This window comes from Flavobacterium sp. SH_e (assembly GCF_025717045.1).
Lineage (GTDB): Bacteria > Bacteroidota > Bacteroidia > Flavobacteriales > Flavobacteriaceae > Flavobacterium.
Window position 1 is genome coordinate 121523 of record NZ_JAOVZN010000001.1, and the last position, 12852, is coordinate 134374.

Annotated in this window: 10 protein-coding genes; 3 read left to right on the top strand and 7 right to left on the bottom strand. The window is 34.2% G+C overall.

The annotated features are described in order from the left end of the window. Positions 1-2 precede the first annotated feature (2 nt). The 7 genes from OD917_RS00540 to glp form a co-directional block, all read right to left on the bottom strand. The gene (locus OD917_RS00540; RefSeq protein ID WP_263521596.1) at positions 3-356 is read right to left on the bottom strand and encodes a lysozyme inhibitor LprI family protein; all 354 of its coding nucleotides are present in this window, start codon (positions 354-356) and stop codon (positions 3-5) included. Between the two features lie 21 nt (positions 357-377). Beyond that, a complete protein-coding gene (gene moeB / locus OD917_RS00545; RefSeq protein ID WP_263521597.1) occupies positions 378-1451 on the bottom strand; it encodes a HesA/MoeB/ThiF family protein in 1074 nt (357 codons plus the stop codon). 10 nt (positions 1452-1461) lie between these two features. Beyond that, positions 1462-1701 carry a MoaD/ThiS family protein gene (locus OD917_RS00550; RefSeq protein ID WP_263521598.1) on the bottom strand — a complete coding sequence of 80 codons (240 nt, stop codon included), beginning with the start codon at positions 1699-1701 and terminating at the stop codon, positions 1462-1464. Positions 1702-1703: 2 nt separating this feature from the next. After that, positions 1704-2492: a uroporphyrinogen-III C-methyltransferase gene (gene cobA, locus OD917_RS00555; protein WP_263521599.1), complete on the bottom strand. Its 789-nt coding sequence runs from the start codon at positions 2490-2492 to the stop codon at positions 1704-1706. A gap of 6 nt (positions 2493-2498) precedes the next feature. Further along, a complete protein-coding gene (locus OD917_RS00560) occupies positions 2499-3071 on the bottom strand; it encodes a molybdenum cofactor guanylyltransferase (protein ID WP_263521600.1) in 573 nt (190 codons plus the stop codon). Positions 3072-3289: 218 nt separating this feature from the next. Then, entirely contained in the window at positions 3290-4036 is a 747-nt protein-coding gene (locus OD917_RS00565; protein WP_263521601.1) for a sulfite exporter TauE/SafE family protein, read from the bottom strand. A gap of 105 nt (positions 4037-4141) precedes the next feature. Next, entirely contained in the window at positions 4142-5314 is a 1173-nt protein-coding gene (gene glp / locus OD917_RS00570; RefSeq protein ID WP_263521602.1) for a gephyrin-like molybdotransferase Glp, read from the bottom strand. Positions 5315-6243: 929 nt separating this feature from the next. Here glp and OD917_RS00575 point away from each other — a divergent pair. The 3 genes from OD917_RS00575 to OD917_RS00585 are packed head-to-tail and all read left to right on the top strand — an operon-like array spanning position 6244 to position 12809. Beyond that, positions 6244-9366 carry a SusC/RagA family TonB-linked outer membrane protein gene (locus tag OD917_RS00575; protein ID WP_263521603.1) on the top strand — a complete coding sequence of 1041 codons (3123 nt, stop codon included), beginning with the start codon at positions 6244-6246 and terminating at the stop codon, positions 9364-9366. Between the two features lie 16 nt (positions 9367-9382). Beyond that, on the top strand, positions 9383-10855 hold the full coding sequence (locus tag OD917_RS00580) for a RagB/SusD family nutrient uptake outer membrane protein (RefSeq protein WP_263521604.1): 1473 nt from the start codon (positions 9383-9385) through the stop codon (positions 10853-10855). 31 nt (positions 10856-10886) lie between these two features. Then, positions 10887-12809, top strand: a complete 1923-nt coding sequence (locus OD917_RS00585; RefSeq protein WP_263521605.1) for an arylsulfatase — start codon at positions 10887-10889, stop codon at positions 12807-12809. Positions 12810-12852: the final 43 nt, after the last annotated feature.

Genomic DNA, 12852 nt, shown 5'->3' on the forward strand with positions numbered 1-12852 from the left:
CTTTAAAAGCCATTCATCAAACTTTTCAATTCCTTCGTTCTGCTAATGGTAAGCTGCATTCTACAATCTGCGTACATTTTGTTTGCTATAACACCACCGTAACCTTCTGGATAGCTTTTAAATTTACAATTTGAATCTCTAAACTTTATCCAGTCTTTTTGAGAAACGACTAAAGCTGCCTGATCTTTTGTTTCTAATTTCTTTTTCAGCTGATTATAAACTTTATTCAATTCTTTATCAGCTTTATCATAAGCTTCATAAAGCTCTGTTTCACCAGTAGCATCAACATGAGTTTGTGAAAACCCAAATTGAGAAAAACAAAAGAACAAAAACAATCCGAAAATGACTTTTTTCATAGTAGCCGTTATTAATTAGTTTTACTGGATTTTTTCATGCAATGATTGTTTCATTGCTAAAGCACCACCAGAAATACTTTTTATATTTTTAAATTGATGTTCTTGAAGCAATTCAGCTGCAATTTTACTTCTTATTCCAGATTGGCAAAAAACGTAAATAGTTTGTTTTGCATTCAGTTTTTTAATTTCATTTTCTAAATTCATCAACGGAATTTGAATGCTGTTTTTCAATTTGATTTTTGGCGCTTCATCTTCATTTCGAACATCTAAAAAAAGAACCTCATCGTTTTCTATTTCATCCAAAAGCAATTCAAATTTTATTTCTTCAATTTGATTTTCAGTAGAATTGTATTTTCGTTCAAAATCTTCTTTAGTCATTTCTAAAGTCGAAGCTTTTTCGAAATCATATTTCTGCTGTTCATTCTTCAAAATATTGTAAACCAATATTTTTCCGCTTAAAACTTCTCCGATTCCGAGAATCATTTTTATGACTTCATTCGCTTGCAACATTCCAATAATTCCAACCGAAATTCCAATTACGCCTGCATCTTCACAATTTAAAGTATTCGAATTTTCGTCAGGATACAAACATCTGTAAGTTGGTCCATTTTGATAGTTGAAAACCGAAACTTGTCCTTGGAATCTAAAAATAGATCCGTAAACCATTGGCTTATTGGTTGTCAAACAAGCATCGTTTATTAAATATTTAATCGAAATATTATCTGTTGCGTCAACAATAATATCATATTTTTCGAATAACGAAATAGCATTTTTACCTGATAATTTTTCAGAAAAAGCATGAACTTCAATTTCAGGATTCAACTCTGAAATCATTACTTTTGCTTCTTCACCTTTCGATTTTCCAACAGCTAAAGTTTTGTAAATTACCTGCCTATGAAGATTCGAAATTTCAATAAGATCATCATCTACAATTCCGATTTCGCCAACTCCCACCGCAGCCAAATAAGGCAGAATTGCTGCGCCTAAACCTCCCGCTCCAATTACCAAAACTTTTGATTTGGATAATTTTTGCTGGCCTTCCGATCCTATTTCAGGAAGAATGGTTTGTCGGTTATATCGGTTTGATGCACTCATAAATTAATTTTTATCCTCCAGCAAACGGCGGCAATAAAGCAACAATATCGCTAGTTTGCAAAGTATAATCTGTTGATTTTGAAACTATTTTTTGATTTACTGCAACGCTGAAAGTCAGTGATTCAAACTCATATTTTTCGTTTAAATCCTGCAACAGTTTTTGCAATGACAGTTCTTCCGAAAAAGACAATTTTTCGAATTCACATTTTGTTTTTTCAGCAACAGCTCCAAAATATTTAACCTCGATCATTTTTATAAATTTAAATTTTGGAAAATGAATTCATCATCAAAATGCTCTTGAAAATATTCTGTCAGTTTTGATGTGTTTTTCACCACTTCACCAATCACGATAATCGCTGGTGATGAAATATTTTTTTCGGATACCAATTTAGTAATTGTACTTATAGTTCCTATCACTTTTTGTTCTGAATTTTTCGTACCGTTTTGAATAATTGCAATTGGGAGATCATCTGTTCTATTTTGTTGATAAATAGCAATGATTTCTTCTAACTTATGCATTCCCATCAAAATTACCACCGTAGCAGCCGATTGTGAAGCCAAATGAACATCTTTAGACAATTTATGATCTGAAGTCGTTCCTGTAATTACCCAAAAACTTTCTGCGATTTTACGTTGCGTCAAACTAATTCCTGCCGAAGCTGGAACGCCTAAAGCAGATGAAATTCCTGGAACAACAGCCGTTTCCAATCCAAATTTTACAGCATAATCAATCTCTTCGCTTCCTCTTCCAAAAACAAAAGAATCGCCACCTTTTAAACGAACCACATGGCCGTAACGATTTGCCATTGAAACAATCAATTCGTTAATCTGATCTTGTGTATAAGCGTGACAGCCCAAACGTTTCCCAACAAAAACAATTTCTGCATTTGATGCATAATCTAGCAATTCTTCGTTTACCAAAGCATCGTACAAAACCACATCGGCACTTTCTAAAGCTTTAATTGCTTTTAGCGTAATCAATTCAACGTCGCCTGGACCTGCGCCTACAATCGTCAATTTTGGTGTTTTTAAATTTCGCATAGCCTTTTATGTTAAATTGATATTCAGGTCGTTTAATTCATCGGCTGAATTAATATTAGTCAAGTGATAATTTTCGCTTTCTTCTATATTGATAATCTGATGCGGAAGTTTGGCCAGCAAATCCATCATTTTTAACTCATTCGAATCAATTGCTTCTTTAATAACAGGAACAATATTTTTGGAATAAATCCCAATCAACGGATGTGTTTTACTTTCTGATGCAAAAACTGTAATTCCTGCTTCTTGAGTATGTTTTGAAATTAATTCCTGCAATAATTCGGTTGAAATTAACGGAATATCACAGCTTAAAATCAGATTGAATTCAGTTTCAGAATGCGATAATGCCGTGTAAATTCCGCCCAATGGGCCTTTATCTACAATTAAATCGGGAATTTTTTCATATTCCAAATAGTCGTATTCTTTTGATGCTGTAATCAGTTTAATTCGATCTGTTATTGGTAAAATTGCCTGAATGATGTGCTCAATAAATGGCCTATCTTGAAACAAAACCAATCCTTTTTCTGACTGCATTCTGGTGCTTTTTCCTCCGCAAAGAATAAATACTGTTAGTGTTTCCATGATATTTTTGTTTCAAGTTTTCTTTGTTTCAGGTTGCGATGAGTTTTTTACCGCAAAGTGCGCTAAGTTTTTTGCTCATTGCTACCTTTAAAATTAAGTTCGCAAAGCTCAATCTGCACAAAGCTTTGCGTGCTTTACTATTTCTACAACCGCTTTTATAAAAGTTTGCGTGCTTTGCGTAAATCTTTGCGTGCTTTGCGGTTAAATTCACTTTATTTTCAAGGAAAAATCAATTTAACGCTTGCCATTAAAATTACTATTCCTAATACCATTTTTAATGTTCTGTTCGAAAAAGAACCGCTTCCGTAAAATCCTCCTAGTATCCCGCCAATAACTGCAATTGGAACTAAGTAAAAGCTTTCCATTGGGATTGTTTTTCCTCCCAAAAAGAATCCTAACATTCCAGCGAAAGAATTCACAAAAATGAATAAACTCGAAATTGCTGCTGATTCTTTCACCGAAGCCCATCCTAAAAACAATAGAATCGGACTTAAAATAATTCCGCCGCCAATTCCTAACATTCCAGATAATAATCCGATGGCAAAACCAATTGTTAGTGCAAACGGAAGATTAATTTTTACTTCTTCTTTTTCTTTAAAATTAAATACTCCAAACAGCCTCAACGCTGCAAAGACTAATACAATTCCTAAAACAATTTTATAAATCGCATTATCCAAAGTGATAAAACCTCCAATAAACGCTGCCGGAATTGATGCAATTGCAAACGGATAAAAGAGCTTTGGCTTGAAATAATTATTCTTATAATAAAACAAAAATGAAATGCTCGAAACGAACAAATTCAATAGCAAAGCCGATGGTTTCATAATCGAAACCGGAAAAGCAAAAATGCTCATCAAAGCTAAATATCCCGAAGCTCCGCCGTGCCCAACGCTTGAATATAAAAATGCAATTACAATTAAGGCAAAACTGAATAATAATATATTTTCGGAACTTAGAAGACTCATTTTTTGTTTAATTGGTTAACTTTTTAATCGTTTTTTATTTGCTGTGTGTTTTTATTTATACAGCGCTTTTTGCTTTTTTCCGTAAAATCTACTTTCTAAAAAACTCTAATCAATGGGCAGAATCGTTACTGACTCTCCTTTTTTTATATTTTCGACATCCTGTGGTACGATCACTAATCCATTTGCTATAGCAAAAGAATTCAGCATTGAAGAGGCTTGTCCGTCTAAAATCTCAACACTGGTTTCATTATATAACGCTTTTAAGAAAAGTGTTTTTCCAGTTGTATTAGTTATTTGATTGTCTAATTTTCGGACAATCTTTGGCAGATGCGTAGTAGAAAATCCCATTCTATTTTTGACTGCAGGATATACGTAAATATAAAAATTAGTCAATGACGAAGCTGGATTTCCAGGAAGCGCAAATACCAATGTATCTTTTTTAGCACCAAAAAACATTGGTTTTCCAGGTTTCTGATTGATCTTGTAAAAAAGTTCTTGCATTCCATTTTTCAATAATGCTTCTTTTACAAAATCATAATCTCCAACTGAAATTCCGCCAGAAATCAATACAATATCATTCTTTTTAAGTATTGACTGCAATGCTTTTTTAGTCGCTTTTAAATTATCTTTAACCGTATGAACTTTACTTTTACTAATTCCGATAGTCTGCAATGCAGCTTGAAGCATTACTGAATTACTTTCGTAAATCTTTCCTTTAGAAAGTTTTTTACCGGGTTTTACCAATTCATTTCCTGTCACTAAAATGGCAACTTTCGGTTTTTTGTAAACTGTTATTTCAGTAATTCCTAAACACGTTAAAAAACCAATAGCAGCAGGCGTAATCAAAGTATTGGCATCAAAAACAACATCTTCTTCGTTAATTTGTTCCCCTTTAGCTCTCACATTAGCAAAAGGTTCAGGCTTTGTAGCGATTAAAATCGAATTTCCATTTACCATTACATGTTCCTGCATAACTACAGTATCTGCACTATTAGGAACATACGCTCCCGTAAAAATTCGTATTGCTTCATTTTCTTTTAGTTTTATATTGGCATAATCTCCAGCTTGCGAAATTCCTACCACATCAAACTGATGTCTTTCTGAATGAATAAATGCATAACCATCCATTGCTGATTGTCTAAAAGGAGGCATTGAAATTGGCGAATAGATCGTTTCTGCTAAAACATATCCCAAAGCTTTATTTACAGAAATTTTCTGAGTTGATAAACTTGAGCTATTTGCTGCAACAATTTCTAAGGCTTCTTTTACTTCTATCATTTTGTTTTTGTTATAAAACTAAGTAAAAATACTTAATACAAATATAAGTATTTATCATTAGGTTGGTTAAAAAAATTCTATTTTCTTTTTACTATTTATAAAATTACTCTAATTTATTCAAAATCAACTTTAAATTCTTGTTTAGATTTTGCAAAATAAATTACTCAAGACCACTTTTTGACGTTTTTTTAGCTCTTTAAATAGTTTAAAGGCTTTTTATAATCTATTTTTTAATTAAAATTTAAGTATAAAATACTACAATTCTAATTAGCAAATAAAATTTATTTTAACATTTGTTCGAATTAAAAATACTTTGCGAAGTCTTTTAAAATAAGGAACTAGCAAAATAAATCTTTCTCAAAACACAGATTTAAATGTAGAATTTTCAAAAAAAAGTCAACAAATTTTTGGTTTTTATTATATAAAATTTAACTTTGTCTATAGGATTAGTAGAGTTTAAGATAATATTTCAAACCATAAAAAACTATTATTGTGAAAACAACAGAAAGCATATCACATTACATTCTTCCTAAAAAGTACACTTATAACACTTTTTGTTATATGTGTTTCTGTTGTTAATACCTACTTATTTTGTTTGCCTCTAGAATTCATATTGAAGCAAATCTTTTAAAAAAACACCATCAAAAATATTTACTGAATTTAACCAAAAATCTCTCCAATGCATTTATTTGTATGGGTCAGATTCTTGAAACAATACCTATTATTCAATAAATTAAATAACTAACAATTAAAAAAAACTAAAATGAAAACAATGCAAACCTGTTGCTGTAAATAAAAAAAGCCATTTCTGCGGCAACAGAAATGGCGAGGCTTAAAGAACATTTATCACTAAATCAAGAACACTTTTAGAGTGCTGTATAAACAGTGCTCAGGGCGTCTTGTTAATTACTTAAAACCAATACAAAGAAATGAAAAAAAAGTTAAACATATATATACTGCTGTTTCTACTCTTCATAACGGCAGGAATACAAGCCCAGAATACTACACCGCTTATTCAATCAAAATTAGATGGAACTGTCGTAGATGACATTACAAATCAACCCATTATAGGTGCGTCGGTTACAATTAAAGGAACAACTCACGGTGTTGTTACAGATGCAGAAGGAAAATTTTATTTTCAAACAGGACAGAAATTTCCTTACACTTTGATCGTAAGCTACATCGGATATAAAAAACTGGAAGTAGTTGTAGAGAAAAATCCAGTAATTATTAATCTTAAGGAAGAACGCCAAGAACTAGACGAATTGGTAGTTGTGGGTTATGGAACTCAAAAGAGAAAAGATATTACAGGATCTGTAGCTTCGGTTCCAAAAGCCAATTTATCTCAAGTAACTTCTTCTGCCGATAACTTATTAAGAGGCGCAGTTGCGGGAGTTGTAGTTACGCAAAGTTCAGGACGTCCTGGCGCTTCTTCAAGTGTTCGTATTCGTGGAGGAAACTCTATTACCGCAGGTAATGAACCACTTTATGTTGTTGACGGAATTTTAATTTATAATGACAATGCAAATAGCTCTGCAGGAGTTACTTATGCAGGAGCAAGCGTAAACGTTTTATCAACAATAAATCCAGCTGATATTGAATCTATTGAAGTTCTTAAAGATGCTTCTGCGACGGCAATTTATGGCTCGCGTGGTGCTAATGGGGTTGTTATTATTACAACTAAAAAAGGAACAAAAGGACAAGATAATATTTCGTACCAAGGTTATTTCGGATTTCAGAATATCTCAAAGAAATTGAAGTTAATGAATGCAAGCGAATGGGCAAGTTTACGAAACGACGTTCAGGCAAGTATTGGTCAAGCTCCTTCTTTTTCTGCTGAACAAATCGAAGCTTTAAAAACTTCTGGAAATTACGATTGGCAGTCGGCCGCATTTGTAACTGCGGCTCCTATTCAAAATCATAATTTATCTTTTTCTGGTGGTGACGAAAGATCTAGATATGCTGTTTCTGCAGGATATTTTGATCAAGACGGTATCGTTTTAGGATCTGATTTTAAACGTATTTCTCTTCGTGCAAACTATGAAAGAAATTATTCTCAGAAATTCAAATTTGGTGTGAATGCAAATTACACTTATTCTCTTGCTAATGGCGTAGGAACTTCTGGAAGCGGTAGAACTCCAAACCCTTTAGTAGCTGCTGTATTAACTGCACCGGTGGTTCCAATTAAAAATGAAGATGGAAGTTATAATGTGACTAATAATCCATACGCAACTTCTGTAAATGGTTATGTTCCAAACCCGATTAACGATTTGGAAAACACAACAAACCAAACTAATCTAAATAGAATTCTAACCAGTTTATTTGGTGAATATAAATTCAACAAAGAATTAACTGCAAAAGTTGCTGTAAGCGGTGATGTTTTAAATACAAAACAAAATTATTATGCTCCGTCAAACACAACTACAGGTGCTGGAACAAAAGGATTGGCTTCTGTTGGAGAAAGATTAGTAAGTTCTGTTTTAAATGAAAACACACTTACTTATAACACTAATTTCGGTGAAAATAATAAATTCTCAGCCTTAGGAGGTTATACACTTCAATATACAAAAGGTGAAGTTGTAAATGCTGGAGCTCAAACTTTTGTAAATGATGCCAATACTTACAATGCACTTCAAGATGGTGTTGCAGTAAAACCATACAGTGAAGCATACGAAAGTGTTTTAAAATCTTGGCTGGCGAGAGTTAATTATTCTTATAAAGGAAAATACAACTTTACAGTTTCTGGACGCGCAGATGGTTCTTCTAGATTTGGCGCTGAATCACTTTGGGGCTACTTCCCTTCTGCTGGTTTTTCTTGGAATATTACTGACGAAGAATTTGCAAACAACATTAAAGGAGTAACCGAAGCTAAACTTAGAATTACAGCAGGAACAACAGGAAATCAAGAAATTGGAAATTACCTTTCTCTTGCTTCAATGGGGTCTGTTAATTATTCTTTTGGCGGAACTTTATACACAGGAATAGCTCCTACTCGATTAGCAAATCCTGATTTGAGATGGGAAAAAACGAATCAATATAATGTTGGATTGGATTTATCCTTATTAGATCGAAAAATCAACTTTGTTTTTGATGTGTATTACAAAAAAACAAAAGATCTTTTAATTAGTGTTCCAGTTCCGTTGAGTTCTGGTTATGCGACAGTGCTTCAAAATATTGGAGGAGTTGAAAATAAAGGTTTTGAAGTTGGTTTAACAACCGAAAATGTAAAAACAGAAAACTTCGCTTGGAACTCAAACGTCGTATTTTCTTTAAACAGAAATAAAGTTACAGAGATTGGAAACGGTGTTGATCAGTTTTTCCCTGTAGTGCCAAATGGTTCTTTATTACAACAGCAGCCAGTTACTGTAAAAGTGGGTCTGCCATTAGGAACTTTCTGGGGATATAAAACCAACGGAATTTTTCAAACCCAAGAAGAAGTTAATACTCAGCCAAAAATCAACAGTTTAGCGAATACAAAAGTTGGAGACAGAAAATATGTTGACACAAACGGAGATGGAGTTATTACAGCACTTGACAAAGGAAATTTAGGTACCTCTCAACCAAAATTTGTTGGAAGTTTCAGTAATACGATTTCATACAATGATTTTGATTTGAATTTCTCTTTCCAAGGAGCATACGGCGGAAAAATCTTCAATGCTTTAAATCAGCAGTTAGAAATTTCTACACTTGGAACTAATGCTGCGTCAACTTTAAATGACCGTTGGACAACAACAAACCCAAGTAATGAAATTCCAAGAGCTTCTAGTTCACCGTTAGGCATTGTTTCTGAGCGCTATGTTGAAGATGCATCTTTCTTAAGATTGAAATTAATCACTTTAGGATATACTTTACCTAAAAGCATTTCAAAAAAATTGGGAACGAAAAGCGTAAAAGTTTACATCTCTGCAGAAAACTTAATTACATGGACGAAATACACTGGCTACGATCCAGAGGTAAGTTCATACGAACAAAACAACTTATATCCGGGAATTGATTTTGGTTCTTATCCAAACTCAAAAACATTCATCTCGGGCTTGAACGTAACATTCTAAGTAAAAAAACATCAAAATGAAAAAAATCATTATAACATTCCTTTTAAGTGCCGGTCTATTTGTATCGTGCACGGAGCTTGAGGTAACGCCAAACTCTTTTGTAACCGAAGACAATTATTTTAATACCCAAGATGATGCTGTTGCAAGTGTAACTGCAGTTTACGCTTCGTTAAGCCTTGATCCAGGTGAGCAAAGTTTGTTTGGAAGAAATCTTTATTTCCTGACCGATATGGGTTCAGATTACGCAGCTGCAGGAGTTTCTGCAACGAACCCTCAAGTTAGAGCAATGAGCAGTTTAACGCACGATGCTACTAATGACCGCGTCCAAGTGGCATGGAGACAAATTTATAACGGAATCAATAGAGCCAATGTTTCTATTGACAATATTCCGAAAGTTTCTGGTTCTGAGGTAATCAAAACACGATTGATCAACGAAGCAAAATTCATCAGAGCCCTGCTTTATTTTCAAGCGGTTCGTCTTTGGGGTGGAGTTCCAATTGTTTTGCACGAAGCAACTTCTATCAATTTAGGAGATTTAAAAACAAATCGCTCTACAGTTGACGAAGTTTACGCTCAAATCGTTAAAGATTTAACTGATGCTGAAGCTTTACCCAAAACGTATACCGCAGCAGATGCTGGTCGCGCAACTTCTGGCGCTGCAAAAGCAATTTTAGCTAAAGTTTATTTGACTAGAAAAGACTGGCCAAATGCTATTTCAAAAGCAAGAGAAGTTATTGACGGTGGTTACGGATATGCTTTGTTTGAAGATTTTCAAGATATTTTCACTAAAACAAAAAAGAACGGAAAAGAGCATATTTTCTCTGTTCAATTTGAACCAAATCAGGCAGGAAATGGTTCTAGCGGAAGTACTTTTCAGGCCACTTCTTTTACAGGATTTACAGCAACTGAACCAGCAGATATTATCTCAGATGTTACATTGTTTTATGACATCTATGCACCTGGCGATAAAAGAAGAGATGTGAGTTATGCGAAACAATTGCTTAATCCGTCAACGGGAACGCTTTATACTTTTCCTAAGCCAATTTTCAAAAAATATCTGGATTTAACCAATCTGGCAACTCCTTCAAATGTCGCTATCAACTTTCCGGTTATTCGTTACGCAGACATCCTTTTGTCTCTAGCGGAAGCGATAAATGAACAAGGCGGACCAACTGCTGAATCTTACGAATTGATTAATCAAGTTAGAAGAAGAGCCTTCGGAAAAGCGATTACAACGCCTGATGCAGAAGTAGATTTAGTTGGATTAGATCAAACTTCTTTTAGAGCTGCAATTCAAGAAGAACGTAAAAAAGAATTTGTTCAAGAAGGACAACGCTGGTACGATTTGGTAAGATGGGGAACATTGGTTACTGAAGTGAAAAAAGTAACGGCTAAAAACTCAGTTTCGGAAAGAAATAATCTTTATCCAATTCCGCAAAGCGAAAGAAATATCAACCCAGATGGTTTACCTCAAAATCCTGGGTATTAATTAGAACCACAAACCAAAAAACTATTAAAAGATGAAAAAAATTAAAAATACCACAATAATCAAGAGCTCTGGAAAAGGGCTTTTGATTACGGCATTGCTGGTTGCTCAATTTGGCTTTGCACAAGAACAACAAGAGTTTAAAGGAACAATTGGTAAGACTTTGGCTGATTCTAAAGAATATTGGCCAGAACCTGTAACGGCTCCAAAAGGTGCTCCAAATATTGTTTGGATTTTATTGGATGATGTTGGATTTGGAGCTTCAAGTACTTTTGGAGGCTTAATCAATACGCCAACTTTTGATAATCTGGCAAACAACGGACTTCGTTATACCAACTTTCACACCACGGCGATTTGTGCTCCTACCCGCGCTGCTTTATTAACTGGAAGAAATTCTGGAAGAGTTCATGTTAGCGGATTTTCGCATACAGTTTTATCAGCTGGTTTCCCAGGTTGGGACGGAAGAATTCCTTCTGATAAAGGAACAATTGCAGAAATTTTACGTGAAAACGGCTACAACACTTTTGCAGTTGGAAAATATGGTGTTACACCAGATGAAGATGCTACAGATGCTGGTCCGTTTGACAGATGGCCAACTGGAAAAGGTTTCGATCATTTCTACGGATTCTTAGGTTCGCAAACAGATCAATACAATCCTGATTTAGTGGAAGATCAAGTTCATATTAAACCAGACGGACGTCACTTAAATGAATTGATTACAGACAAAGCAATCAGTTATATTCAGAAACAACAAAAAGCAGCGCCTGGAAAACCATTCTTCTTGTACTATGCGCCAGGAGCTGTTCACGCACCTCATCAAGTGGCTGAAAAATGGGTTGAACCATACAAAGGAAAATTTGACGAAGGCTGGGATGTTTACCGTGAAAAAGTATTGGCTAACCAAAAGAAATTAGGAATCTTTCCTCAAAATGTTGGACTGCCAGATCGTAACGCTTTAATCACAGAATGGAAAAAATTAACTCCAGACCAAAAGAAAGTCTATGCAAGATTCATGGAAGTTTACGCTGGGTTCCTAACTTATACAGATTATGAAATTGGAAGAGTTGTGGATTACTTAAAACAAAGCGGACAGCTTGATAATACTTTAATCTTTGTTGCTATTGGTGACAACGGAGCTAGTAAAGAAGGAACTTTACAAGGAACAATCAATCAAAGTTTGTTTTCTCAAGGAAAATCGGATGAAGAAAATCTTCAAAGCAACTTAAATAACATTGGTGAAATCGGAACTGCAAAAGGTTTAAACACGAATTATCCTTTAGGATGGGCGCAGGCAACAAATGCTCCTTTTAAAAACTGGAAACAAGATGCACATTCAGAAGGTGGAACTCGTAATCCGTTGATTGTTTTTTATCCAAACGGAATTAAAGACAAAGGCGGAATTAGAAATCAATACAGCCATGTAACAGATCTTTTGCCAACGACTTTAGATATTGCTGGAATTAAAGCGCCAGAATACATCAAAAATATCAAACAAGATATTATTCAGGGTTCAACTTTCAAAGCTTCTTTAGACAATCCAAAAGCAGAATCATTGCACAAAGTACAGTATTACTACATTTTTGGAAACAGAGCAATCTATAAAGACGGATGGAAAGCTTCGGCTGCACATTTACCAGATTCATTTGCTGTAAAACAGTCTTTAGGAAAAAGCGAAAAACCAGCGGCAAGTAACTTCGATACCGATGTTTGGGAATTATATAACCTAAATGAAGATTTCAACGAACGCAATAATTTGGCTAAAAAATATCCTGAAAAACTAGCTGAACTTCAAAAATTATTTGACGAACAAGCAAAAGAAAACAATGTTTATCCGTTGATTGACTGGCAAGATGTTTACAATAGAAGAATTCATAACACTGCAGCTGATAAAGGAAAAACACTGCAAGATTTAGTAAAACAAGTAACTAAACCCGCAGATACAGAAACTACAAAATAATGATTACGCAACCTGCAAGGTTTTTAAAAACTTTGCAGGTTTT